Origin of the sequence: Devosia sp. RR2S18, from assembly GCF_030177755.1 — a bacterium.
Lineage (GTDB): Bacteria > Pseudomonadota > Alphaproteobacteria > Rhizobiales > Devosiaceae > Devosia > Devosia rhizosphaerae.
In genome coordinates, this window is record NZ_CP126539.1 from 1,912,484 (window position 1) to 1,935,278 (window position 22,795).

The window sequence follows — 22,795 nt, forward strand, 5'->3', positions numbered from 1 at the left end:
TCCCTCCGCTGGTCTCCTGTGGAGGGATGTCGCCTCGAACCAAGGATGACACCCGATGACTGAAGAACACGACAACAATCAGAAGCCAGCTGTCGAACAGGAAAAACTGACCAGGCGTAGTCTGCTAGCAGGGACTGCGGGCTTGACGCTTGCGGGGGCACTGGGCACCCAAGCGGCGCAAGCGCAGGCAGGTGGCGCTGGTGCAACTCATGCTCAAGGACAGCATGCGTTGCACATGTCTGCTGCCGGAGGGAATAGCCTGAGTGGCAGGCTCTACCAAGTGAACCCGATCATGCCAGAGCACGCCGATATCGCGCATGATCCGGCTGACATTCCTGGACCGATCACCCGCCGGGAGCCGCAGACCGTTCGGGTCGAACTCGAGGCAGTCGAAATGGAGGCGCACCTCGACAGTGGCGCCATGTTCCGCTTCTGGACCTTCAATTCCCGTGTTCCTGGTCCGTTTGTTCGCATCAGGGTGGGCGACACGGTCGAATGCTACTTCAAGAACGCCGAAGACAGCTGGATGGCTCACAATGTGGACTTCCATGCAGCGACAGGCCCCGGCGGCGGTGCGGTGCTAACCACCGCAATGCCTGGAGAGGAGTTCGCCTTCCGCTTCAAGGCGCTCAATCCGGGACTTTATGTTTACCACTGCGCTGTACCGCCGGTGGCACTGCATATCGCCAATGGCATGTACGGGCTGATCCTGGTGGAACCGGAAGAAGGGTTGCCGCCGGTGGACCGCGAATTCTACGTGATGCAGGGGGAAATTTACACTGAAGAACCTTTCGGTACGCCCGGCCTGCTTACGGAGAGCTATGAGAAGCTCCTCAACGAGCGGCCGGAATACTTCGTGTTCAATGGTCACGTGGGGGCTCTGACCGAGCACTTTCCCCTGACGGCCAATGTCGGCGAAACCGTTCGCATCTACTTCGGCGTTGGTGGACCGAACTATACGTCCTCGTTCCACGTCATCGGGGAGATCTTCGACCGGGTGTACAATGCCGCTTCCCTCACCAGCCCGCCGCTGACCGATGTGCAGACCATCAGCGTTGCGCCCGGCGGGGCCGCTGTGGTCGAGTTCAAATGTGAGGTGCCGGGGCGATATGTTCTGGTCGATCACGCCCTTTCCCGTGCCGAGCGGGGGCTAGCTGGCTATCTAATCGTCGAGGGTGAGGAACAGCCGGAGATCTTCAGCCCGATCGGTGAACCGCCTGACCCAGAGGCATCGGGGCACTAATGCTCTTCGGCCTGCCGGAGGGGTCTTCGGCAGGCCGTTGGGGAGTTGAAGTTCATGCGGACCTAAACTTCACTTCTGCAGCTGCAGGGCAAATGGGCGGAGGTCGATTGGGAACGGCACGTGGACAAGTTTGATGCTCATCAAAGAAGGATAGCTGCCTTGCCGATAAAGGTGCGCTCACATCAGGAGTAGCGCATGTCCAGATCCCTCATTGCCAAATACAGCAAGCCGGTGCCGCGCTACACCAGCTATCCCACCGCACCGCACTTTCACAAGGGCATCGACCAGACGGTCTATGAGGGGTGGTTGAGCGCCTTGCCGAGCGACGCCAGCGCCTCGCTTTACCTGCATCTGCCGTTTTGTGACCGGCTCTGCTGGTTCTGCGGCTGCCATACCAAGCAGGTCAACCGCTATGCGCCGGTTGCAGCCTATCTCAAGGCGCTATCGGTCGAGGTGGCGCGGATTGGTGGGCTGCTGGGTCAGCGGGACGTCACGGCGGTGCACTGGGGAGGTGGCTCACCATCGCTGATGACGCCCGAGGATATCGTTGCCATGGCCAAGCGGGTCCGGAACGCCTTCCGCGTGACAGAGGACGCGGAGTTCAGCGTCGAACTCGATCCCAACGACATGGATGAAGCGCGGTTTGACGCCTGGGCCGAGGCGGGCCTGACGCGCGCGAGCATCGGCGTGCAGGACTTCGATCCGCAGGTGCAGGTGGCCATCAACCGCATTCAGACCTTTGAGCAAACCCAGCATGTGGTGGCGGCGGTCCGCGCCCGCGGCGTACGGTCGGTCAATATCGACATGCTTTACGGGCTACCGCATCAGACGCAGGATGGCGCGTTAGCAACGGCGCGGGCAGTGATGTCGATGCGTCCTGATCGCATTGCGCTGTTTGGTTATGCCCACGTGCCGTGGGTCAAAAAGCACCAGAACATGATCGACGAGGCGGCGCTGCCCGACTCCTTGGCGCGTTATGATCAATCCGTCGCCGCAGCCGAAGAGCTGGTGCGCGGTGGCTATGTGGACATAGGCATGGACCACTTCGCACTGCCGCATGATGCCATGGCGGTGGCAGCAAATGCAGGGCGGCTACACCGGAACTTTCAAGGCTATACGGTCGATGCGCATGATGCCCTGATCGGGTTGGGCGCTTCGGCAATCGGCAAGCTGCCCCAAGGTTATGTACAGAACGTCGTCGCCACCCACGAGTACCAGCGGCGCAGCTTTGCCGGAGAGGGGATCGTCGATCGGGGAGTGGCTATCACCGAGACCGATGCGCCGCGTGGCTACGCCATCGAGCGGCTAATGTGCGACTTTGCCTTGGACTTCGATGACCTGCGGCAGCGCTTCGGGCAGCAAGCTGATCCAGTGGTAGCCGTCGCCTCGGAGCTCGCAAGGTGCGATGTGGATGGATTGGTTGCGCTTTCCACAAATGGCATTGAGCTATCAAGCACCGGTCGCCCGTTCGTTAGGTCGATCGCAGCGGGCTTCGACGCCTATCTGAACCAGAATTCTGCACGATACTCTAAGGCCGTGTGAGAGAGTGCTGAGAGGCTGAGAGGCTCAGCTTTAGGCTCACCAGGGAACTTGGTGCTGCCAACCGGCTCGAAGCAGTTGTCGCAATTGGTGCGTGTGCAGTCCGTCTAGAGGTCTGGGGCCTCTTGGGAGACCATCTGCATGGCTGAAGAGCCTAGCGCTGCTGCTCGGCCGACCTCGTTGAAAAGCTGCGCCAGCGCTGAAAGCCGAACGATCAACTTCATTCCAGCTGATGTCGTCGAGCTCGGCCAGCATGCCGGTCAGAGCTACGATTCGGGCGAGCTGCTTACGCGCCTCGCCCATGAGCCGCCGGTCCTGCCGCGCCTGCTCAAGCGCCATGAAGCGGGCAATCGCTTCGTCGACATGATTGCGGCACTCGCAGGTATCCGCGACCTGCTGAATGGCTGCTCGGAGACGGGGGACTAAGTCCTCCGATTGGCCCAGAGATTGCGTACGGGACGTGTATGCTCAGAAGGCATGGAAGTAGCCAAAGCCGTGTTCAGGTGCCTCGATGTTAGTGGCTTTGGGAGTATCTCTCGTTGTCCTGGCGCAAGGACCATAATGGTTACAGCTCGGCCAGTGCGGAGGGTAGCGGCAGCGGCTCCTTACCGTCCTCCGCGTTCCTCAAAAGGTAAACTCTTTGACCCCGGTCAAAGAGGCGATGAGCCATTATGCCTAGAAACAACGGCGAAGGGGCCAACGGGTCCCAGCTCTCAAGGAGAAAAACAATGCGCACCACACTCAAAACCATTGTCATCGGCTTGGCATTTGGGGCGTTCCTGGGGGCGCCAGCCTTTGCGGCGGACCATGAGATCAAGATGCTGAACAAGGGCGATGCAGGCGTGATGGTCTTCGAGCCGGCAGCCCTGCAGATCCAGCCCGGTGATACGGTCACGTTTGTGCCTACGGACAAGAGCCACAACGCTGAGGCAATCCTGGGAATGATCCCAGAGGGTGCCGAGGCATTTAAGGGCAAGATCAACCAGGAGGTGAGTGTAACGTTCGATGTTCCCGGCCTTTATGGCGTTAAATGCGCACCCCACTTCGGGATGGGCATGGTTGCCGCTATCGCGGTTGGCGATGAGCTGCCCAATCTGGAAGAAGCCAAGGCCGTGAAGGTACCGCCAAAGGCTCAAGAGCGGTTTGATGCCGCTTACACCGAACTCGGCCTCTAGTCCGACAACGGTCAGATGTTTTACCCCGCAGGCTAGCCCTGCGGGGTTTTGCCGCTATGCCTCCGAGACCCTGCTCCACTTCACTTTTTGGGCCTACAGCCGGTCGTTTGATCGGGCGCACGGATTGCACAGCGGGCCGGAGTACCGAATGGGCGTTCCGCTCGATCATGGAACTCTCTCCCAGAAGCGAGGCGACGAAACGGTCGCCCCGCCCCACGGCGTTAGACCTCAAGCTCTTAGCCCTGCGACCGACGTTTGCAGGAACAAAGCACACCCAAAGGGGAAACTCAGAAATGAAACTTGCTCGATCACTCGTCACCAGCAGCCTGGCTATCGTTGCGGCTTTTGGGTCCGGCTCCGCAATGGCGCAGGAACAGGCCCTCGAAGGAACCTTCGCGCTGCCGAATGCTGAGCAGGAAGTATCCGGAGAAATGGTGGTCAGGGACACCGGCCCGCTCTCCCGTGAGCTTGAACTTAGCTATTCCGACCTCGACACGGGTGCGGCCATCGCGAACTTCGATGTCGAGCTCACCCAGGAGCTGCACGTGCTGGCGACCGATTCTGGCTTGTCCCATCTCGTTCACGAGCACGTCAAAGCCGCCAGCGCGGATGGCATCTTTACGACCGAGCTCCACTTCCCGGAACCCGGCCGGTATCACATCTACACAGATGCAGTTCCTTCAGGTGTGGGCCAGCAGGTCCTCCGTTTCGATCTACAGGTGGGTGAGGGCGGTAATCAGGGCCCACAGAGCGATAGCGGGATGGCTGAGCGGCCAGCCAATGTAGAAGAAGGGCCGATTACCTCTTCTGATGCTGGGTATACAGTGGTCCTGGATGCCTCGGATCTTGAAGCAGGCGCGGAGGGGAAGATCACGCTCACTGTCGAGAAGGACGGTGAGGCAGCTACCGATCTGGAACCCTACCTAGGCGTAGCCGCGCATGCCGTATTCGTCCGGGCCGAAGATCTGGCTTATGTGCATGCACACGCCATGGCGGATGGGGGAGAGGCTCATGGGGAGCACGGGAACACGGCGGAGCATTCGACTGATGCCGGTGATCACGGCCATGGAGGGGCATCGACGGGCCACGCTGAGCATGGGACGGCGATGAGTTCGGCTGCTGAGCACGGACATGAGGATACTGTCGGTAAGGCGATGCACGGGACCATGGATCACGGATCAATGGACCACGAATCCATGGGGAGCATGCCACATGTTTCGGTGAGTGCTGATGAGCACGCCGGGCATGGCTCGGATGAAGGCGGCGCTGCCCAATCAGTGTCGCCCGAAATGACCATCCATGTGACGCCACCCGCCCCAGGTGCCTACTCGCTCTGGATCGAATTCATCGGTGGGGGCGAAGTGGTCACAGTGCCGTTTGCTCTCGAAATTCCTGAGAGCAAATGATCTGCGGAAAACATGGGCTCGCCGGCCGGCTGGAACCGTGCCAGCGGCTCAAAAGTGAGGAAAGAAAACAATGATGAAGAAGTCACTTCTGACCACAGGCGTCATGGTGCTGGCCTTGGGGTCTGCACCTGCCTATGCCCATATTTCGCTGCTGACGTCAGAAGCTCAGGTGGGGGCATCCTACCGCGCTGTGTTGGTTGTTGGCCACGGTTGTGGCAGCGAAGCGACTACCGGAGTTCGGGTCCAGATCCCGGAAGGGTTCTATAACGTCAAGCCCATGCCCAAGCCAGGTTGGGAGGTTGAGACGGTCACCGGGCCCTATGAGTCCCCCTTCATGAACCACGGCACTGAGCTCACGGTAGGGGTCCAGGAGATATCCTGGACCGGCGGGGCCTTGCCGGACGACTTCTTCGACGAGTTTACTTTCCGCGGCACGTTTGGTGAAAACCTGGAAGAGGGCACCACCTTCTATTTCCCGGTCATTCAAACCTGCGGCAGCACGGAAAGTGCCTGGATCGACCAATCGGGCGATGACGACGTGGAGTTTCCCGCTCCCGCAGTTACCCTGAACCCAGGTTCGGGACACCACCATTGAACCAATCGATCTCGGGCGCGGGACTATTCCGCGTCCGCTTCCGCTCGACTATTAGTGTCTGGATTGCCGCCGCCCTCCTGGTGCTCGCCATCTCCGGCAGCAGCCCCGTACAAGCGCATGCTACCCTGATTTCCACCAGTCCCCTTGATGGTGCTGTTTTGGAAACTGCGCCGTACGAGCTGATATTGTCGTTCAACGAGCCGGTGTCACCGATTCTGGCGCGTCTTGTCAGTCCCAATGGCACCATTACGGACCTGGACAACGTTCGTGCGACTGCCTCCGATCTCGTCATCAGCCTGCCTCCTGCGGAAGGGGAAGGTAGCTTTGTGCTGAGCTGGCGGGCGGTCTCCGATGACGGGCACCCGATATCCGGCATTAGCGCCTTCACCGTGGGCGCTGCGCCTGCAGCGCCGACTTCCATAGGTGCTAACGAGACTGATGCAGCAATCACAGGCACCTTATGGGTGCTGCGGCTCGTGCTCTTTTGTGCGCTCGTCTTCGGAGCCGGAGGAGCGGCTTTCCGTGTCTTGTGCTGGGACTTGCCGCCAGCGGCGGCGAGAGCAGTTTGTTGGTCTCTGGTCGTAGGCCTAGCCGCAGTTGCCGTTCTGCCAAGCCTGCAGGGGGCTGATCTTGTCGGCGCCGGCGTGTGGGAACTGGTCAACCCACGCATCTGGGTTACGGGTATAACAAGCGCCTATGGAATAACACTCATCCTGGCTGCTGGTGCGCTGCTCGTCGGCCTTTTGGCACTTTACGCGACTGGTGGGACGACCATCACATTTGTAGCGGTGCTTTCCTTGGTTCTGATCGGGCTGGCACTCAGTTCGAGCGGACACGCCAGTTCCGCCGATCCTCGCTGGCTCACGAGAACAGCGCTGTTCCTCCATGTAACGAGCATCGCGTGGTGGGTGGGCGCTCTGTTCCCCCTCGTCCTGCTCCTGAGGCAGGACCGACGCACGGCAACGCCACCCCTGATCCGGTTCTCGCGCTATATCCCCTACGCCATCGTGCCGCTTGTCGCTTCCGGCCTGGTGCTGGCGATCCTGCAACTCGGGCCGCCGAGTCAAGCCTGGCTGACACCCTATGGTTTAGTGCTCGCGGCCAAGCTGCTGCTGCTTGTCATCCTCTTCGCCATTGCAAGCTGGAACCGCTGGGTGCTGACTGCACCAGCTGCGGCCGGCGAGGCAAAGGCGGTAAAGCATATGCGCCGCGGCATCGCCGCTGAGATTGTCATCATTCTAGCCGTTCTTGGGCTGGTTTCAGTCTGGCGCTTTACGCCACCGCCTCGTGCATTGGCTGATGAACTCGCAGCCACCTCATCCGTGACGCTGACCGAAGGAGATTATCAGGCCATTCTAACACTTTCGCCCGGTCGGATAGGTGCAAACTCAGCCTTGATCCAAGTGAGCAAGGGCACTGGCGAGCTGCCAACGCCCCGATCGGTGCGCCTGTCCATGCAGCCCCAAGATGACGTAATTGCCCCCGTGACGGCGACGGCAGAACAGGACAGCAGTGGAGCCTGGTCGGTTGAGCAACTCACCTTACCTTTGCCCGGAGAGTGGGTCGCCGGGGTAGAAGTGCGGGTCAGTGACTTTGAACTGGTGAAGTTCGAGGAGCTGCTCACCGTTGCGCCGTAGCTCTTCCTTGCGCTGCCGCAAAGATGGATGGCGCGAACGGGCCTACGGATTGCATCTCGTTCACAATCTTCTAGCCACGCCATGTCATTCTTGCTGTCCGGTCCGATCCGGTTCTTTGACGAGGATCAGCTCACAGATCTAGTCGAGGAGTTCAGTCACCGGGTCCGCCGTGATCCCCTGCTACGCCCCGCTCTCGACCAGCTGGTCGGCAACCGCTGGGCTGATGCAGAGGCATCTTTCCTGACGGTGCTACGGTCCAGCCTCTTGTCCGAATGCGGTATCCCGACTGACGGCAATTTGCTCGCTAAAGCCGCAAGACTACTGCGCCCGGCCGATGTGGAGCGTTTGGCTACAATTCTGATGAACTGCGCCATGGAAATATTTCCCATCGAGAGCGCCGCAGATTTCATCGAAGTTGGCGATGAACTCGCTGGCGCCCTGATGGCCCTCGTGAACTCTGAAGGACAGGCGCGTCAGCGACAAGTGCTCCGCGTCCGGGATCAGCTGAGCTCGGGCGCCTTGCTGGCTGGATTGTAAATGAAGGCCGTTCTGAACTAGGCAGCTTGCCCGGAGCGCCAGGTGCAGTCCCGCACTTGGCGGACGCAAGTGAAGTCAGCCAGAAGTGCGGTCGCCCGTTGCACATCGTCAGGATTAAGGTCGCAACCGGTGATGGTAACAACGGCATCTCGAACTTCGATCTTCATCCCACTCGGATCAATGAAGGGGTAGAGCCACAACGAGGCCTTTGCGAGCCGTTCGATCTCTTTATCCTCGAGCGCCGTGTAGAACTTCATCATGATGCCTCCGCGTGCGAGAGCTTGCGAATCCGCACCTGCCAGATCTCCGGCCCCTGGTGATCGTATCGCCACTCGAAACACCCGGCGAGGAGGTTGTTGAACTGATGCCAGAGCGGCACCGGATCATGGTCATTCACGATCACGAAGGCCTCGCCATTCGCTAAGGCCTCAAATGCGGTAAAAATCGTGGCATGCCGCATGCGTGGCATGATGGCCCGCACATCGATCACCAAGTCCGGGGTGTCACACTGGCTGCACATGGCGCTTACCTGAGTTGTTGAACGAGGCAGTCCGCAAAGCACGTGGCGCGGATACTCTGAAACGCACTGGCAGAAGCATCCGGGTGTTGTGCCAGCCATGCCAGGTCTGCTCCAGCTTCAGCGCTTCGCCCTCGGTAAGATAATGCCGGAGCTGGTTCGCGATCCAGGGCCGCATCATCTTCCCGGTGACGCCGCGCTCCCCGCAGAGCAGTGAAACTATGTTGGCCTCGAAGTCGGTCAGGGAAGCATCGTTGTTCCAGTCGAGGAGGCGACACAGCACGGTCTCGCATAGGCCCCAGTTCGCCTTTGAGATGTGCGTCAGCACATTGTTGAAGTGCGGGTGGTGCCGCAGTTCAATGATGAGGAGTTCGGCAAGCTGCGCCCTGGTGAATTTGCTCCCGGTGTCCTTTCCGGTGTGGTCGTGAACTCTTTCTACTCCATGACCCTCTGGGCCTGCCCAATGCTCCATGTCCGTTCCGTCTTTCTCTTACCTGCAATACCTGGTGCTTGCGCCCGTTCATGCTCCTTTCGAGGACTGTAGTCTTTGCTTCAGCACAAAGACCGGGCGGAGCGACGGAGAGTGCCTCTTGGGCAGGGTAGAGTGCTCTGCTTATCGGCCTAGACTTGAGCCATCGCCAACGGATCGGCGCCAAACAGTACAGCGTGCCCGCCAATGAGCAGCCAAGCCGTTAGCAGCACCGTCAGAATGAAAGCCACGAGCATAGCGGGGTCAACTCTGAGCCGGGCGCGGCGCTGAGCGAGAGCCAGAAACGGAACGATGGACGTTTCTTGCTTCAAGAACTGGAGCGAAGGCTCCTGGCGCTTGCTGCTCCGCCGCTCGGTCATGACAATTCCGAACACACCAAACAACGCCAAAGTACCGAACAGCAGGAGGGCCCGAAGATCACCATTCGCCACCACATGGCTGACCGCCCAGAGCACAAATCCCCAGAGCACCGGATGACGCGTCACGGAAACGATCGCGCCCGGTTGGCTCCCCTTGCGCATGCTGACTGAGATCGGGTTGGGACTGAGAAGACCTGACAGCAACAAGAAAAAGGCGATCGGCGTGAAAACAAGCGGTACCCAGGCGTGCCAAGCCGCAGGAGACCAGAGCTCGATATAGTCGATCCGCAACGCCGCATGAAAGACCCAGGCCAGACTGGCGACTGAAACAACCGAGTAGAGCACCAGGTAGGCTCGTCGGCCCAGAGCAGCGATCAGGCGCTGCCGAATGGCCGGCACTGAGGGCACCGAATGGAGGAGTAGGAACACCGCCAAAGCGAAGATGAACTGGGTCAATGCATTGATCCCTTGTGCCCGGCAAAATCAAGCAGGAGCGTCACAAGTTCCTGTTCAGACCGGACATGCCTCCGCACGCCTTCGAAGAACGAGCGGAGGAGATATCCCATTGCATCGGTGGAGAGGAACGGCCGCCCTTCGGCGAAGGAGAGTAATGCCTCCTTCAGCTCTTCGGCCGCGGCTTGATCTGTTTCATGTTCCTGCCGCAGGCGGCGGGCGACAGGAGCAAGGTCTAGAGGGGCGGCTGCTGCAAGCATCGGAAAGAGAAGCCTCTCTTCCCCCGCATGCGCATCTGCCAATGTGGTGAGGGTCGCCCTGACAAGCTTGGCGCACCGAGCGGGCTCCAACCGATCCGGAAGGTCGTCCGCTGCCATTTCGAGTTCCTCGCAGATGTGCAGGAGCGCCCAATGATGACGTTCAAGGGCTACAAGTGGCGAGTTGTTGCGCATGAGCACACCTCCGGGATCGATCTGAAGTGTTTAGGCCAGATCAGCGGCGCCGCATTGAGCAGGATCAACAAGCACCAAGTTTGTGCTGCGACAAAGTGCTTTCAAACCTTGGGTGATAGCCATTGTCTCTCCCAGACGTAGGACCGCCGTCCGGGCTCGTCTCTCCCGCGGTCAGGACAGGATCAATGACAGAATCGGCAGCGCTTCCCTTCATCGATGTGCGGACAATACAGCCCCGAGAGCGCCACCCAAAAATCTTCGCCATGGTCGACGAACTTCCGGTCGGCAAGAGCTTCGTGATCGTGAACGATCATGATCCACGGCCGCTGCACTACCAGCTGCAGGCGGAATATCCTGGACAGTTTTCGTGGACCTATCTCGAATCCGGCCCTGAGGTATGGCGCGTGCAGGTGGGCCGCGAAGCAGCCGCCTAGCGGCTGCCGTGGAGGGCTGGCGCCCTGAGCCCGGCCCTCTACAAGCAGGAGCAAAAAGTATGCAGAGAGCCAGTATATCGCAGTGGACGCTTGCCTATTTCGGCTGCTCTTTGGCTGTCTTCCTTGCCGCCTTGGGGCTGATAGCCGCCGGTTTCGGCTATCCTGCTGATGCTTTGGCAGGCCCGCGAACTCTGATCGTGGTCCATATGCTTGCCATTGGCTGGCTAACCCTCCTGATGTTCGGGGCCATGTTCCAGTTTCTTCCAGTCCTGGTCGGCCGAGACCTGGTGTGGCCCCGACTGCCCCCGGTTGCACTCTTGCTGATCGCCACCGGACTGGTGGTGATGCTCACGGGGTTTGCGGGTCTCGACGGTATGATTGATCTACCTGCCCAGTTACTTCCGACTGGCGGCCTGCTCCTGCTCTGCGGTTTCTCGACCGCAGCCGCAGTTCTGATGGCGACCCTGCTGCAAGGACAGTCTCTGCCGTTGCCGGCCTGCTTTGTTGCCGTGGCCCTCTTAAGCGTTCTGCTAACGGCTCTCGTGGGTGAAAGCCTTGCTAGCGCACTCACCGGAGTCTTCGGAGGAGATTTCGCCCTGGCCCTCGTCACGCACGGGATACCCCTCCACGCCGGACTGGGCCTGGGCGGCTGGCTGACGTTCGCTGCCATGGGAGTGAGCTATCGCCTTGTATCCATGTTTCTTGTGGCACCCGAGCGGGGCGGACGACTGCCCCAAATTGCCTTTTGGAGTGGGGTGCTGGGGGGAGCGGGCCTGGGTGGGGCCTTTGCCATATTGCTCGCCAGGAACATGCCGGCCCCACCGGCAGTGACATTTGCTGCTCTCGCAGGGTTCGCCTCTGTGGGTGCTTACCTTGGCGACATCATCACCCTTTACCGCTCTCGCCGGCGCAAGGCGCTCGAGCTGCACATGAGAGCGGCAATCGCCGCTTTTTCGATGCTGGGGCTGGCCGCTCTGGTGTTGGTGATCGCTGCGGCCGCGGGATCGGAGAGGGGAGTGGTGGCGGGTGTCTATATCCTCGTGCTGGGTTGGCTGAGCGGCCTCAGCCTTGCCATGCTTTTCAAGATTATCCCATTCCTGACCTGGCTGGAGTGCTTTGCGCCAGTCATGGGGCGCACACCTACCCCTCGGGTTCAGGATCTCGTCTGCGAGCGGCGGGCCCTCCCAATTTTTGCCGGCTACTTCATTGCAGTACTCGTTGGGGCCACGGGGTTGTTCATGGAGGAACCACACCTTCTGCGGGTAGCAGCGGCAGCCCAACTGATCGTTGCCATCCTGCTGAGTGATGAATTTCGTAAAGCCCGGCGTTTGCACCACCTTCCCGCTGAGTGGACGAACTGGAAGAAGCCTCGGCTCTTCTTGCCAACAACACCATCAAGGATGCTGCCATGAACGATCTCGAACTCGATGTCCGACCTATGCTGCGCAATGGCGGCGAACCCTTTGGAGCCATTATGGGCGCCGTGAACGAACTGGTGCCGGGCCAGCGGCTGCGGCTACTCGCCACATTCCGGCCGGAGCCGCTGTTCAGCGTGATGGCGAGCAAGGGATTTTCTCATGAAGCGAGCCCCTTGGAAGGCGGGGATTGGCAGGTCGTCTTCACGCCGACTGGCGATAGCAAGCAGGCGGGTGGCTCAGCGTCCAATCCGGACACCTGGGCGGATCCGGACTACTACCTCGACTGCACCGACATGGATCCTCCCGAGCCAATGGTGCGCATTCTTGAGCAGCTGGAAGACATGGGGGAAGGCCAGGTGCTGTTTGCTCTGCTCGGGCGGGAGCCGATTTTCCTGTTCCCCGAACTCGAGGCACGCGGGCACGCCCATGTAGGCGAGTTCGCCGAAGACGGTGTTACCTACCGGCTCTTTGCTCGGGCAGGACGCAGGCCATGAAACCTCTCGATGACCGGCAGATGGAAGATGCTATCCGTGCCGCACTTCGAACGGTGATCGATCCCGAACTCGGGCACAACATCGTTGACCTAGGGATGATCTATGACATCAGCATAGCTGAAGAAGGCGCCGCCACGGTGGTGATGACCACCACGGCCCGGTTCTGTCCCGCCAGTGCCTTCCTGCAGCAGGCTGTTGCAGAGCAAGCATCCGCTGTCCCAGGCGTCGGCGCGGTCCAGGTGGAGCTTACCTACGATCCGCCATGGACACCCGATCGAATGCGGCCGCACCTGGCAAGGCACTTCTAAGCCATACTCAGGCGGGGCGCGGCTTGCATCGCGTGAGGAGGACGGGAGCATACTCGGCCACATAGACCACGAAGGCCAAGATCCCGTCGGCTATCCACCATGGCTTCTGGGGAAGTGATGTTCGCTCTGACGTCTTACGAACCCGTGCAGTTGATTTCCGAGCTGCGGGAGCGGAATGCCGCGTGGGGAGGGGAGTTTGAGGCAACTGGTGAGTGCTTCCGCATGATGGTTCGCAAGAGCGGTCGCTGAATGGCCGGGTGACTGCCTCGGTTATATAGGGATAGGTTCAGTTTTCTTCGGCCAATGCTCGCAAGCGAGCCGAGTGCCGAACAACAAGTCTACGGCGGCCGCCCGACACCAATCCTTGCGTCTCCCAGCCACTGAGTATGGAGAAACGGTGTGAAGGGTCGTGCCCGTCATCTCCGCGAGGTCTTGTCGCGAGATGGGGAAGTCGATGCGGATGCCGTCCCCCTCCTTTACACCGGCTGTCTTGATCAGACGTAGGACAGCATGGGCGAGGCGCTGCTCGACCTCTTCCGTGGCCATCTCCCGCAGTCCGGTATGGGCCTCCTGGAGCCGCTGTCCGATTGTCTGCATCGCATTGACCGCTAGGCTCGGGATCTGCTCGATCAGGTCGCCCCACACTTCGGTGGGCCAGCAGATCACCACGGCTTCGGCCACTGCCACCGGCGTGCCAGGATAGTCCTCCCGCTGCAGGGCCTTGGCAAGCCCGAAAATGTCACCCGGGTGCACGACACGAACAATCATCTGCTGACCGTCCGCGGTGACTTGGGTGACTTTCAGCCTGCCATGCTGCAGCAAGAAGAACTCGGTCGCGGGTTCGCCCTGCTGGAAAACGGCTTCTCCGACGAGGATCCGTCTTGGCGTGGCCCTGGCGAGCAGCCTGGCAAGGTCAGCATCGCTGAGGTGCTCGAAGACGGGGAGGGCCCGCACCACTTCTGGGTCTACTCCAGACAACGTCCTGCTTTCACTATTTTTGCCACACCGCTCACGGTAGCCAAAAGCCAGATGCTGAGCAACGCGACCAGAGGTCTCGTCATGGAAAAGGATCACTCTTTGATGCGGGTCAAGGAAGTGGACCGTCGAGGGACCTAGAAGGATTGCGAACGGGCCAGAACGGGCCCCGGCGCTCAAGGAGATTCAAGATGCGCACCATTCTTAAGACTGTCGCTGCTGGCATGGCTTTCGCAGCCTTCCTGGCCGTCCCCGCCTTCGCGGCAGACTATGAAATCAAGATGCTGAACAAGGGCGAAGCAGGCGCGATGGTGTTCGAGCCGGCTGCCCTGCAAATCCAGCCCGGTGACACAGTCACCTTCGTGCCGACCGACAAGAGCCACAACGCCGAAACGATCCTGGGTATGATCCCGGAGGGCGCCGAGGCGTTCAAAGGCAAGATCAACCAGGAAGTGAAGGTAACTTTCGACGTTCCCGGCCTCTACGGCGTCAAGTGCGCACCGCACTTCGGCATGGGCATGGTTGCTGCCATCGCAGTCGGCGACGAACTTCCCAACGTCGAAGAGGCCAAGGCCGTAAAGGTGCCGCCAAAGGCGCAGGAGCGCTTTGACGCGGCCTACACCGAGCTCGGGCTCTAATCACGCAAGAGACAGGCCGGCATGCGAGCGGCCTGTCTCTTCTCCTCGTCCGGTTACAATTGGTTACAAACAGCAGATACTGCGATTACATTGCTCAGGCTTTCTGTCCTCAAGCCAAATCAGACTGGTTCCCAAGGACAGAAAATGCAACCTGCCGCTTCGCTCTCCACATCGTCCGAGGTTCATCTTTGGAGTGAAGCTCTAGGCACCAGATCGGGTTGTCGGAGCATCTCTAACGCTGAGGTCCTGTTTCGTGAGGGCGATGAGGCGAGCGGCTTTTATGAGGTGCTAAGCGGCACTCTTCGTGGCTACAAGATCTTCGCCGATGGCAGCCGCCAGATCATCTCCTTTTCTTTCACCGGCGACATCGTGGGCTTCGGTCATGGCGAGGCCTTCCGGTTTGACTGCGATGCCATTGCTGACACCAAGGTCCGCTTCATTCCGAAGAATTCGCTTCTGAAAGCGATCAAGGAGCAGCCGGAATTGGGAGAACGCCTCCTGACGATGGCGAGCGATGAACTTGCTCAAACTCAGGACCTCTCCATTCTGCTTTGCCGGAAATCTGCAGCGGAGCGGATCGCTTCCTTCCTGCTGAACATCGCGACGCGGTCGAACTGGCGCCCGGGCGTTGCTTTGGCTCTCCCGATGTGCCGCCAGGACATTGCGGATCACCTGGGTCTCACCATTGAGACCGTGAGCCGCACCATCACCAAGATGCGCGCTCGCCGCGTCATCGACATTCCAACCCGCAGTTCTTTCGTTGTGAACGACATGGCAGCTCTACGGCATGCCGCACAGGCAGAAGATACTGTCCACTAAGCTAGATGCCGAGGCTGCCATGCCGGGACGCACAAGAACTGTGTTGGGGTTCTTTCGCCAGGAGGAAGACCTTCGCGGTGTCCTCGCGGAATTGAATCCTCACCAGCATGGCGAATGGGTCATCATCCGCGAAACAAACGACCCAAGTTTCACATCATTGACTGAGCGCCTTCCTCTCTCCGCTGCAGAAGAGTTTCGCCATCTGGTTGGAGACGGATCGGTGGTGCTGGCGATCTACACCAAGAGCGCCGAACAAGACCGCAGAGCCGGCGAAGCCATGTTCAACCACCACCCGGAGACGGTCTGTATTCACGACCTTATCAAACCGGAAATTGTCCTTTCCGCCGCAGGTAAAAGCCAACTGTTTGATCCTGCGCAAGGATAGGCCTTCAGAACCCCGCTACAGTTCTACCAACGCCAGAAACCTCAAGTCCCGAGACTGGCAGCGCGCTGCACGGACCAGGGTCCGTGCCGCCTTATGACCCACCCTGGGAGACAAACGATGTTCAAGAAAAAGCACGACGCACCAACAGGCCCCGAAACGGAGCACGCAGGCCTCAGCCGCCGCAGCATGCTGGCTGGAACAGCGGGATTGACCTTCCTGGGTGCCCTTGGTGGCACGGCACTCCAGGCAAAGGCCGAACACCCGCATATGTCGGCGGCCGGTGGTGTTGGCAGCGGTCGGCTGTACCAGAACAATCCCATGATGCCGGCCCATGCCGATATCGCCCATGATCCCACCGACATTCCACCCCCAATCACCCGGCGCGAACCGCAGACCATCAGGGTGGACCTCGAGACGGTGGAAATGGAGGCCCATCTGGGCGGCGAGAGCCTCTTCCGCTACTGGACCTTTAACGGGCGTGTTCCGGGTCCGTTTATTCGGGTTCGCGTCGGCGATACCGTCGAGTGCTATCTCAAGAACGCCGAAGACAGCTGGATGGCCCACAATGTCGACTTCCATGCGGCCACCGGCCCCGGTGGTGGTGCTGTGCTGACCACCTCGATGCCAGGGGAGGAACATGCATTCCGCTTCAAGGCGCTGAACCCTGGCCTTTACGTTTATCACTGCGCCGTCCCGCCGGTGGCGCTGCACCTGATGGCCGGCATGTATGGTCTGATCCTGGTGGAACCCGAAGAAGGCCTCGCCCCCGTCGATCGCGAGTTCTACGTGATGCAGGGCGAAATCTACACCGAGGAGGCCTATGGCACCCCGGGCCTGCTGACTGAAAGCTACGAAAAGCTGCTCAACGAACGACCTGAGTACTTCGTCTTCAACGGCCATGTCGGTGCCCTGACCGATCACTTCCCGCTCAAGGCGAATGTTGGGGAGACTGTGCGTATCTTCTTCGGCGTGGGTGGTCCTAACTTCACATCGTCGTTCCACGTGATTGGGGAGATCTTCGACCGCGTTTACCAGGCGGCTTCGCTCACCAGCCCACCGCTTACCGACGTGCAGACGGTGACGGTTCCCGCTGGTGGAGCTGCGATGGTCGAGTTCAAATGCGACGTGCCCGGACGCTATGTTCTTGTCGACCATGCCCTGTCGCGCGCTGAACGCGGACTCGCTGGCTACCTGATCGTGGAAGGGGAAGAGCAGCCCGACATTTTCGGGCCTATCGGCGAGCCTCCTGACGCGGGTATGTCGGGGCACTGATCACCCCTAGTCACGCTGCAGATGTGTGGGAGCGCACTCTATCGGTGCGCTCCTGCCGACGGCCTGGGAGTCACAAAGTATCGGAGCAGCTAAGCTCTAGTCCGCACACTTTCAACACCTGCGCAGAACGCGTTCTGCTCAAGGAGATCAACATGCACGCACCGGGTATCTGGGGCATTCTCGTCGTAGCCGTCGTCGTAGTCCTGCTCTTCGGGCGGGGCAAGGTTTCAGGTTTGATGGGAGAGGTCGCCTCCGGCATTAAGGCCTTCCAAAAGGGACTTCGGGACGAAGACAAGCCAGTTCAGCTGGTGACCACAACCGCAGAAGCCAGTGCTACGCGCGAGGCTGCAAAAGAGGAGGTCTAATCCTCAAGGGTCTACCATCTATGTCCTTCCTGCTCTCCAGTCCTGTGGTGTTCTAGACCCTGACGAGCTGGCCAACTGCATCGAACTCTTCAGCGAGCGCATTCTGATGTGCTGGCACAAAGAGGCGGTGTGCCGAGCTATGGCATGCAGAGTCGGAAACAGGTCTCACAACATCAGCGACAAGGATGAACGAAATGAAGCACTGGGCGGGACCGGAGGTACAGACGACAGGCGTTGACGGCGCGGAAGCTGCCGGCAGCCTGGACCCGCAAACGACCGCCGACCTGCTCATCATCGGGCTGCGCGATCATCCACACTTCAACAATGTCCTCACCCATGTTCTCCACGCAGACCGGCCATTGGCGCAAAAGTCGATGGAGCGGCTCCTCCGACTGGAAGACGAAGCCCCTCTCACCAGTCTGGAGGCCAATCTCGTTTCCTTGCTTTGTGGTGAGCGTGGCGTCACGGGAAAGATGATGCGGCCATGGGTGGCGGCTCAGCTCCGAAGGCTGCTCAGCGAGCAAGACGCCTCCCGTATCGAGCACACCTGGCACGCCTGGCACACGCTGAACATGCTTCTGCCGGTACGCTTCAGGACATCGGCTATGCCTGCCCTCAGGCATCCGAAGAAGTAGTCAACATCAACCAAGAGACATCCGCATGTGCAGCCACTGCGACAATGCTGACCCGATCATCGACGTACGGACGATAGCCCCCCGCATGCGCCACGCCACGATCTTCATGACCTTCGAAGCACTACCGGACGGGGAGGCATTTGTCATAGTCAATGACCATGACCCGGTCCCGCTCTGGTACCAGTTCAACACGCAGTACTCGGGTAAGTTCGAGTGGATCTATGAGCACCATGGGCCGGAGCTCTGGCAGGTCCGCATTCGGAAAGCTGTGGCTTAGGTTCAGCGTCCCGGCGCCTGCTACCAGCGTTGCCGAACTAAAGTGACCGCTGAGCCTTTAGCATGATGCCGTCTCTGCTTCAGCGTGGATGGCAAGTTGAATTCAAGCCCAGCACCAGCGGTGCTGGCGTGCCGACGTCTCGAAGGAGCGGCGGTGTCCCGGATCCGGAGTGAACGACATGATCGACGAGAAACTAGAACCGCTCCTTGAGCAGGTGCTGCACCGCAATCCGGGCGAGCCAGAGTTCCACCAAGCGGTTCGCGAAGTGCTGGAAAGCCTCGGACGGGTGGTCGCGAAGCGGCCCGACTATCTCGAGCATGCCCTCATTGAGCGCATCTGCGAACCCGAGCGACAGATCATATTCCGGGTGCCCTGGGTGGACGACAAGGGGCAGGTGCAGATCAATCGTGGCTTCCGGGTTCAGTTCAACTCGGCTCTGGGACCTTATAAAGGTGGCCTTCGTTTCCACCCCTCCGTGAATGTCGGGATCATTAAGTTCCTCGGGTTTGAGCAGACCTTCAAGAATGCTCTTACCGGCATGCCCATCGGTGGCGGCAAGGGCGGATCGGACTTCAACCCGCGGGGGCGATCCGATGGCGAGATCATGCGGTTCTGCCAATCGTTCATGACTGAACTGTCCCGCCACATTGGGGAGCACACCGATGTTCCAGCTGGTGACATCGGTGTGGGAGGGCGCGAGATTGGCTATATGTTCGGGCAGTACAAGCGACTGACCAACCGGTATGAAGCGGGTGTGCTCACCGGCAAGGCGCTGTTCTATGGCGGCTCACGGGCCCGCACCGAAGCTACCGGCTACGGGAACACCTATTTCATCCAAGCCATGCTTGCGACCAAAGATCAGAGCTTCGAAGACAAGAAGGTGGTGGTGTCCGGCTCGGGCAACGTTGCGATCTACAGTGTCGAGAAGGTGCAGTCCTTCGGCGGCAAGGTTGTCGCGGTCTCCGACAGCTCCGGCTATGTGGTCGACGAAGCGGGGATAGACCTTAAGCTACTCAAGGAGGTCAAAGAGGTCCGCCGCGGGCGCATTGCCGACTATCTGCAGCTCAAGGGCGAAGGCGGTGGTGCCCACTTCGTCAAAGCCGGGGAAGGCTCCATTTGGGACGTCCCCTGCGATGTCGCCATGCCCTCCGCGACGCAGAACGAGCTTACCGGCAAGGACGCCAAGACCCTGGTGTCTAACGGCGTCGTCGCTGTGGGGGAGGGGGCAAACATGCCCTCGACCCCTGAGGCTATCCGCATCTTCCAGGAGGCTGGGGTGATGTTCGCACCAGGCAAGGCTGCCAACGCCGGCGGGGTCGCGACGTCAGCCCTCGAGATGCAGCAGAACGCCTCCCGTGATAGCTGGAGCTTCGACAAGACCGAGGCAAGGCTGGCCGAGATCATGCGAACTATTCACGATACTTGCGCCAGCACAGCCGACGAATATGGCGCACCCGGTGACTACGTGCTGGGCGCCAACATCGCTGGCTTTGTCAGGGTAGCGGAGGCCATGCGCGCATTGGGGGTGATCTAGAGCGGTAAAGCCTGCGGCTGTGCATCAGCCGCGGTGTCCGCCCGTCCACCAGTGCCCCTTCAGGGCTTCCGTTCGGTTGGAATGAACCTCGCTGAAATTGTGAGGGCCGCGCCTGCAGCAAGGACGCCGACCGAAGCTATCAATGCGAGGTCATAGCCGCTTTCGGAGACTGCTGCGATGGCCATGCCGCTGCCCATTTGACAGAACGCGAAGGTTGCAGTGGCGGCACCCCACAGACCAAGGTACCGGTCTGGTGTGGTGATGGAGGATAGTGCGCTGGACGTCAGAATGACCAATCCAGGCGTGAGTACCCCAACTATGAACAGGGACAGGCTCGCTGTGTTAGGGTCAGAAGCCGTAAGCACCAGAGCGACGCCGGTTGCCTTGAGGAGGTAGGTGGCCCAAAGTGCATCAAGCGGTCCTACCCAGCGGCGCAAGAGCATGATGGCGGCCGGTGCAAGACAGGCGCCGATTCCAAAGCAGGCCCAGCTTACGGCAACCTGAACCTCGCTGTGTCCATAGGATCGCCGCAGCATATCGGGCAGGTAGATCGTGTGCATGACGAAACCCAACGCATCACAGCCATAAGCGAGAATGATGAGGTACGCCGTCGAGCTTGAAGGGGGCCTGTGCTGCCCCGTGGTGAGCGGGTGAAGTTTCTCTCGTCGCAAGAAGCCGCTGCTGACCCAGAGGACCATCACGGCACCAGCCGACAAGAAGGTCAAACCGGCAAGGCTGGCGCCTAAGCCATAGGCGAGCAGGGTAGGCAGTCCCAACGCGACGAACAAAACGCCAAGGCCAATGCCAACAAATACTAGTGGCTGTAACTGCTTGTGACCTAGCCTCGTAAGTTCCCGTCCGGCGGCTGCTGTACCGATTACCATCAGCAATGCGCCGCCCACTCCCGAGATCGATCGCCATGTCCAGAACCAGACTTCCCCAAAGGGCAGAAGTAGCGCGGCGTAGGACACCACAACCGCAATGCCAGAGAGCAGGCATATGATTCGCTCTGAGACCAACTTCGGGAGCCAGCCGGCAGCCAAAGCGCCAAGCAGATAACCGATAAGGTTTGCGGCAGCGATCGCCTGGACTGCATCGGCGCTGAACCAGCCTTGCTCAACCAGTTCAGGAACAATTGGGCTGAATGCAAACCGGCCGAGCCCCAAGCCGAGGAACATCGCACTGGTGGCAAAGGAAAGAACAGACAGCACTTGATGCCTCGCGAGGTAGATCCGGAACCGCGGCTTCAGACTTGACGGCATTAGGGGGGCCCGAAGGGACCAGGACTAGTCTCAGACACGCCTCCGGAAATCCAACTCTCCCTTGGTTCAGCCGTCATGAATCGGACCTCGCCACGGGCAGGACAAGTGACTCTTTCCACCCTTTTGGTTCTCGCGACGAAGACGCCGAGGACATTGAGCAGCTGACATGTTAGTGCGGGCGGCAGCCAGATAACATCTCACCACAGTCCTCTGTATCAGCACTATGACATTTGAACCCAACGCGCCGGCGAGTAGCACGCTGGTAGCCAGCACCACCACAACCAGCGTGGCAGGGAAGACCACGCTCTCCATCATTCTGGCGGTGAGTGCGTGTCACCTGATCAACGACGTCATGCAGTCGCTGCTCGCCGCAATCTACCCGATCCTGAAGACTAGCTATGGTCTGGACTACGTGCAGATCGGACTGCTGACGCTGACGTTTCAATGTGTTGCGTCACTCCTGCAGCCGGCGATTGGCATCTACACTGACAGGCATCCCTTGCCGTACTCGCTGCCAATCGGGATGGCATCAAGCCTGGTCGGCCTGATCATTCTTGGGTTTGCGCAGAGCTACTTGCTGTTGCTGGTCGGGTCCGCGTTCATTGGATTGGGGTCCGCGATCTTCCATCCAGAGTCCAGCCGGGTGGCTCGCCTAGCTTCTGGGGGTCGGCACGGTTTGGCTCAATCTCTGTTCCAGGTCGGCGGGAATGCAGGCTCGGCTATCGGTCCGTTGTTGGCAGCCTTCATCGTGCTGCCACGCGGTCAGTGGAGCGTCAGCCTGTTCGCTGTGGGATCTCTGGTTGGCATATTCATTCTTTGGCGGGTTGGACGTTGGTATGCCGAACATCAGCGGTCTAACGCCGGTAAAGCGCCTGCGAGCACCGCTCTGCTATTCGACAAACGGACCACAATGATTGCGCTGACCGTTCTGACGGTGCTGACGTTGACCAAGAACGCCTACATGGCCAGTTTGTCGAGCTACTACACCTTCTTCCTGATCGACAAATTCCAGGTCGGTGTTCAGGACGCGCAACTGCTCCTCTTTGTCTTCCTTGGCGCATCGGCCCTGGGCGTGTTCCTGGGTGGCCCAATCGGCGACCGGTTTGGAGCCAAGTTCGTCATCTGGTTCTCCATCCTGGGCGTGCTGCCATTCACCCTTGCTTTGCCCTATGCGGATCTCACCTGGACTGTTGTCCTGACAATACTCACTGGCCTGATTTTCTCCTCGGCATTCTCGGCAATCGTGGTGTTCGCGCAGGAACTCATGCCGGGGCGAATAGGAATGATCGCCGGCATCTTCTTCGGTTTTGCCTTTGGTGCGGGCGGCATCGCGGCCGCCGCACTCGGTGCCTTGGCGGATACCACCAGCATCGAGCATGTGTTCTGGCTATGCTCTTTCTTGCCATTGGCCGGGTTGCTGACCGTGTTCCTGCCCGACATGGGAAAGATCCGGTGACACGTCTCAGCCGCAGTCAGTGTGGCCTCGGGTGTCCAGACGCGTACCCAAGGACTTTGAAGGGTTAATCACCTACGTCGAAGCTTTAGATGGCCGCGCCGTGGGGGCTGATTTATGGGA

Annotated in this window: 28 protein-coding genes and 1 pseudogene; 22 read left to right on the top strand and 7 right to left on the bottom strand. The window is 59.9% G+C overall.

Translation table 11 applies throughout. The features are described from left to right. Positions 1-55 precede the first annotated feature (55 nt). The 8 genes from nirK (QOV41_RS09520) to QOV41_RS09555 all read left to right on the top strand — a co-directional run bounded on the left by nirK (QOV41_RS09520) (position 56) and on the right by QOV41_RS09555 (position 8,132). The gene (gene nirK / locus QOV41_RS09520) at positions 56-1,243 is read left to right on the top strand and encodes a copper-containing nitrite reductase (protein WP_284581058.1); all 1,188 of its coding nucleotides are present in this window, start codon (positions 56-58) and stop codon (positions 1,241-1,243) included. Between the two features lie 195 nt (positions 1,244-1,438). Beyond that, positions 1,439-2,785 (top strand): oxygen-independent coproporphyrinogen III oxidase, encoded by a 1,347-nt coding sequence (gene hemN, locus QOV41_RS09525; RefSeq protein WP_284581059.1) that lies wholly within the window; start codon positions 1,439-1,441, stop codon positions 2,783-2,785. A 138-nt stretch (positions 2,786-2,923) separates the two neighbouring features. After that, positions 2,924-3,208 carry a hypothetical protein gene (locus QOV41_RS09530; protein WP_284581060.1) on the top strand — a complete coding sequence of 95 codons (285 nt, stop codon included), beginning with the start codon at positions 2,924-2,926 and terminating at the stop codon, positions 3,206-3,208. 302 nt (positions 3,209-3,510) lie between these two features. Then, positions 3,511-3,957 (top strand): pseudoazurin, encoded by a 447-nt coding sequence (locus tag QOV41_RS09535; protein ID WP_284581062.1) that lies wholly within the window; start codon positions 3,511-3,513, stop codon positions 3,955-3,957. A 293-nt stretch (positions 3,958-4,250) separates the two neighbouring features. Continuing rightward, positions 4,251-5,363 (top strand): hypothetical protein, encoded by a 1,113-nt coding sequence (locus QOV41_RS09540; RefSeq protein WP_284581063.1) that lies wholly within the window; start codon positions 4,251-4,253, stop codon positions 5,361-5,363. Between the two features lie 70 nt (positions 5,364-5,433). Further along, a complete protein-coding gene (locus tag QOV41_RS09545; protein WP_284581064.1) occupies positions 5,434-5,958 on the top strand; it encodes a YcnI family copper-binding membrane protein in 525 nt (174 codons plus the stop codon). Beyond that, on the top strand, positions 5,955-7,595 hold the full coding sequence (locus tag QOV41_RS09550) for a copper resistance CopC/CopD family protein (protein ID WP_284581065.1): 1,641 nt from the start codon (positions 5,955-5,957) through the stop codon (positions 7,593-7,595). The genes QOV41_RS09545 and QOV41_RS09550 overlap by 4 nt, the downstream gene beginning before the upstream one ends. A gap of 81 nt (positions 7,596-7,676) precedes the next feature. Continuing rightward, entirely contained in the window at positions 7,677-8,132 is a 456-nt protein-coding gene (locus tag QOV41_RS09555; protein ID WP_284581066.1) for a globin family protein, read from the top strand. 17 nt (positions 8,133-8,149) lie between these two features. On the opposite strand, the gene QOV41_RS09560 is transcribed toward QOV41_RS09555, so the two are convergent. The 5 genes from QOV41_RS09560 to QOV41_RS09580 form a co-directional block, all read right to left on the bottom strand. Further along, a complete protein-coding gene (locus QOV41_RS09560; protein WP_284581067.1) occupies positions 8,150-8,392 on the bottom strand; it encodes a BON domain-containing protein in 243 nt (80 codons plus the stop codon). Further along, positions 8,389-8,652, bottom strand: a complete 264-nt coding sequence (locus QOV41_RS09565; protein WP_284581068.1) for a DUF2249 domain-containing protein — start codon at positions 8,650-8,652, stop codon at positions 8,389-8,391. The genes QOV41_RS09560 and QOV41_RS09565 overlap by 4 nt, the downstream gene beginning before the upstream one ends. Continuing rightward, positions 8,636-9,121 carry a hypothetical protein gene (locus QOV41_RS09570; protein ID WP_284581069.1) on the bottom strand — a complete coding sequence of 162 codons (486 nt, stop codon included), beginning with the start codon at positions 9,119-9,121 and terminating at the stop codon, positions 8,636-8,638. The genes QOV41_RS09565 and QOV41_RS09570 overlap by 17 nt, the downstream gene beginning before the upstream one ends. 149 nt (positions 9,122-9,270) lie before the next feature. Further along, positions 9,271-9,954: an NnrU family protein gene (locus QOV41_RS09575; RefSeq protein WP_284581071.1), complete on the bottom strand. Its 684-nt coding sequence runs from the start codon at positions 9,952-9,954 to the stop codon at positions 9,271-9,273. Then, positions 9,951-10,403 (bottom strand): hemerythrin domain-containing protein, encoded by a 453-nt coding sequence (locus QOV41_RS09580; protein ID WP_284581073.1) that lies wholly within the window; start codon positions 10,401-10,403, stop codon positions 9,951-9,953. The genes QOV41_RS09575 and QOV41_RS09580 overlap by 4 nt, the downstream gene beginning before the upstream one ends. Positions 10,404-10,588: 185 nt before the next feature. Between QOV41_RS09580 and QOV41_RS09585 the strand changes: the two genes are divergently transcribed. The 4 genes from QOV41_RS09585 to QOV41_RS09600 are packed head-to-tail and all read left to right on the top strand — an operon-like array spanning position 10,589 to position 13,057. Beyond that, the gene (locus QOV41_RS09585) at positions 10,589-10,837 is read left to right on the top strand and encodes a DUF2249 domain-containing protein (RefSeq protein ID WP_284581074.1); all 249 of its coding nucleotides are present in this window, start codon (positions 10,589-10,591) and stop codon (positions 10,835-10,837) included. A 59-nt stretch (positions 10,838-10,896) separates the two neighbouring features. After that, entirely contained in the window at positions 10,897-12,249 is a 1,353-nt protein-coding gene (locus QOV41_RS09590; RefSeq protein ID WP_284581076.1) for a hypothetical protein, read from the top strand. Next, positions 12,246-12,749, top strand: a complete 504-nt coding sequence (locus QOV41_RS09595; protein WP_284581078.1) for a DUF2249 domain-containing protein — start codon at positions 12,246-12,248, stop codon at positions 12,747-12,749. Before QOV41_RS09590 ends, QOV41_RS09595 begins: the two co-directional genes overlap by 4 nt. Continuing rightward, positions 12,746-13,057, top strand: coding sequence for a metal-sulfur cluster assembly factor (locus tag QOV41_RS09600; protein ID WP_284581080.1), 312 nt, complete (start codon positions 12,746-12,748; stop codon positions 13,055-13,057). Before QOV41_RS09595 ends, QOV41_RS09600 begins: the two co-directional genes overlap by 4 nt. 286 nt (positions 13,058-13,343) lie before the next feature. On the opposite strand, the pseudogene QOV41_RS09605 reads toward QOV41_RS09600, so the two are convergent. Beyond that, positions 13,344-13,960, bottom strand: a pseudogene (locus QOV41_RS09605) (Crp/Fnr family transcriptional regulator). On the opposite strand from QOV41_RS09605, the gene QOV41_RS09610 reads away from it, so the two are divergent. From QOV41_RS09610 to gdhA, 9 genes are all read left to right on the top strand, one after another. After that, positions 13,868-14,173 carry a hypothetical protein gene (locus QOV41_RS09610; protein WP_284581438.1) on the top strand — a complete coding sequence of 102 codons (306 nt, stop codon included), beginning with the start codon at positions 13,868-13,870 and terminating at the stop codon, positions 14,171-14,173. The pseudogene QOV41_RS09605 and the gene QOV41_RS09610 sit on opposite strands and share 93 nt — an antisense overlap. A gap of 50 nt (positions 14,174-14,223) precedes the next feature. After that, on the top strand, positions 14,224-14,670 hold the full coding sequence (locus QOV41_RS09615) for a pseudoazurin (RefSeq protein WP_284581081.1): 447 nt from the start codon (positions 14,224-14,226) through the stop codon (positions 14,668-14,670). A 144-nt stretch (positions 14,671-14,814) separates the two neighbouring features. Then, entirely contained in the window at positions 14,815-15,489 is a 675-nt protein-coding gene (locus QOV41_RS09620) for a helix-turn-helix domain-containing protein (RefSeq protein ID WP_284581082.1), read from the top strand. Between the two features lie 19 nt (positions 15,490-15,508). Further along, positions 15,509-15,874, top strand: a complete 366-nt coding sequence (locus QOV41_RS09625; protein ID WP_284581084.1) for a hypothetical protein — start codon at positions 15,509-15,511, stop codon at positions 15,872-15,874. Positions 15,875-15,991: 117 nt separating this feature from the next. Beyond that, positions 15,992-17,146 (top strand): copper-containing nitrite reductase, encoded by a 1,155-nt coding sequence (gene nirK, locus QOV41_RS09630; RefSeq protein WP_284581085.1) that lies wholly within the window; start codon positions 15,992-15,994, stop codon positions 17,144-17,146. A gap of 152 nt (positions 17,147-17,298) precedes the next feature. After that, positions 17,299-17,511, top strand: a complete 213-nt coding sequence (gene tatA, locus QOV41_RS09635; RefSeq protein ID WP_284581086.1) for a twin-arginine translocase TatA/TatE family subunit — start codon at positions 17,299-17,301, stop codon at positions 17,509-17,511. 185 nt (positions 17,512-17,696) lie between these two features. Further along, on the top strand, positions 17,697-18,146 hold the full coding sequence (locus tag QOV41_RS09640) for a hypothetical protein (protein ID WP_284581088.1): 450 nt from the start codon (positions 17,697-17,699) through the stop codon (positions 18,144-18,146). 25 nt (positions 18,147-18,171) lie between these two features. Next, positions 18,172-18,423, top strand: a complete 252-nt coding sequence (locus QOV41_RS09645) for a DUF2249 domain-containing protein (protein WP_284581090.1) — start codon at positions 18,172-18,174, stop codon at positions 18,421-18,423. Between the two features lie 178 nt (positions 18,424-18,601). Then, positions 18,602-19,957 (top strand): NADP-specific glutamate dehydrogenase, encoded by a 1,356-nt coding sequence (gene gdhA / locus QOV41_RS09650; protein WP_284581091.1) that lies wholly within the window; start codon positions 18,602-18,604, stop codon positions 19,955-19,957. 59 nt (positions 19,958-20,016) lie between these two features. Here gdhA and QOV41_RS09655 read toward each other — a convergent pair whose 3' ends face one another. Then, positions 20,017-21,168, bottom strand: coding sequence for a YbfB/YjiJ family MFS transporter (locus QOV41_RS09655; protein ID WP_284581092.1), 1,152 nt, complete (start codon positions 21,166-21,168; stop codon positions 20,017-20,019). Positions 21,169-21,442: 274 nt separating this feature from the next. Here QOV41_RS09655 and QOV41_RS09660 point away from each other — a divergent pair, with 274 nt between their 5' ends. Beyond that, on the top strand, positions 21,443-22,675 hold the full coding sequence (locus tag QOV41_RS09660; RefSeq protein WP_284581093.1) for an MFS transporter: 1,233 nt from the start codon (positions 21,443-21,445) through the stop codon (positions 22,673-22,675). Positions 22,676-22,795: the final 120 nt, after the last annotated feature.

Coding starts and splice junctions, on each gene's coding strand:
- QOV41_RS09540 (WP_284581063.1), top strand. CDS start 4,251: ATGAAACTTGCTCGATCACTCGTCACCAGCAGCCTGGCTATCGTTGCG.
- QOV41_RS09625 (WP_284581084.1), top strand. CDS start 15,509: ATGCCGGGACGCACAAGAACTGTGTTGGGGTTCTTTCGCCAGGAGGAA.
- QOV41_RS09640 (WP_284581088.1), top strand. CDS start 17,697: ATGAACGAAATGAAGCACTGGGCGGGACCGGAGGTACAGACGACAGGC.
- QOV41_RS09595 (WP_284581078.1), top strand. CDS start 12,246: ATGAACGATCTCGAACTCGATGTCCGACCTATGCTGCGCAATGGCGGC.
- QOV41_RS09615 (WP_284581081.1), top strand. CDS start 14,224: ATGCGCACCATTCTTAAGACTGTCGCTGCTGGCATGGCTTTCGCAGCC.
- QOV41_RS09580 (WP_284581073.1), bottom strand. CDS start 10,403: ATGCGCAACAACTCGCCACTTGTAGCCCTTGAACGTCATCATTGGGCG.
- QOV41_RS09555 (WP_284581066.1), top strand. CDS start 7,677: ATGTCATTCTTGCTGTCCGGTCCGATCCGGTTCTTTGACGAGGATCAG.
- QOV41_RS09560 (WP_284581067.1), bottom strand. CDS start 8,392: ATGATGAAGTTCTACACGGCGCTCGAGGATAAAGAGATCGAACGGCTC.
- tatA (WP_284581086.1), top strand. CDS start 17,299: ATGCACGCACCGGGTATCTGGGGCATTCTCGTCGTAGCCGTCGTCGTA.
- QOV41_RS09570 (WP_284581069.1), bottom strand. CDS start 9,121: ATGGAGCATTGGGCAGGCCCAGAGGGTCATGGAGTAGAAAGAGTTCAC.
- QOV41_RS09565 (WP_284581068.1), bottom strand. CDS start 8,652: ATGTGCAGCCAGTGTGACACCCCGGACTTGGTGATCGATGTGCGGGCC.
- nirK (WP_284581058.1), top strand. CDS start 56: ATGACTGAAGAACACGACAACAATCAGAAGCCAGCTGTCGAACAGGAA.
- QOV41_RS09620 (WP_284581082.1), top strand. CDS start 14,815: ATGCAACCTGCCGCTTCGCTCTCCACATCGTCCGAGGTTCATCTTTGG.
- QOV41_RS09590 (WP_284581076.1), top strand. CDS start 10,897: ATGCAGAGAGCCAGTATATCGCAGTGGACGCTTGCCTATTTCGGCTGC.
- gdhA (WP_284581091.1), top strand. CDS start 18,602: ATGATCGACGAGAAACTAGAACCGCTCCTTGAGCAGGTGCTGCACCGC.
- hemN (WP_284581059.1), top strand. CDS start 1,439: ATGTCCAGATCCCTCATTGCCAAATACAGCAAGCCGGTGCCGCGCTAC.
- QOV41_RS09585 (WP_284581074.1), top strand. CDS start 10,589: ATGACAGAATCGGCAGCGCTTCCCTTCATCGATGTGCGGACAATACAG.
- QOV41_RS09545 (WP_284581064.1), top strand. CDS start 5,434: ATGATGAAGAAGTCACTTCTGACCACAGGCGTCATGGTGCTGGCCTTG.
- nirK (WP_284581085.1), top strand. CDS start 15,992: ATGTTCAAGAAAAAGCACGACGCACCAACAGGCCCCGAAACGGAGCAC.
- QOV41_RS09600 (WP_284581080.1), top strand. CDS start 12,746: ATGAAACCTCTCGATGACCGGCAGATGGAAGATGCTATCCGTGCCGCA.
- QOV41_RS09645 (WP_284581090.1), top strand. CDS start 18,172: ATGTGCAGCCACTGCGACAATGCTGACCCGATCATCGACGTACGGACG.
- QOV41_RS09530 (WP_284581060.1), top strand. CDS start 2,924: ATGGCTGAAGAGCCTAGCGCTGCTGCTCGGCCGACCTCGTTGAAAAGC.
- QOV41_RS09610 (WP_284581438.1), top strand. CDS start 13,868: ATGCTGCAGCAAGAAGAACTCGGTCGCGGGTTCGCCCTGCTGGAAAAC.
- QOV41_RS09660 (WP_284581093.1), top strand. CDS start 21,443: ATGACATTTGAACCCAACGCGCCGGCGAGTAGCACGCTGGTAGCCAGC.
- QOV41_RS09535 (WP_284581062.1), top strand. CDS start 3,511: ATGCGCACCACACTCAAAACCATTGTCATCGGCTTGGCATTTGGGGCG.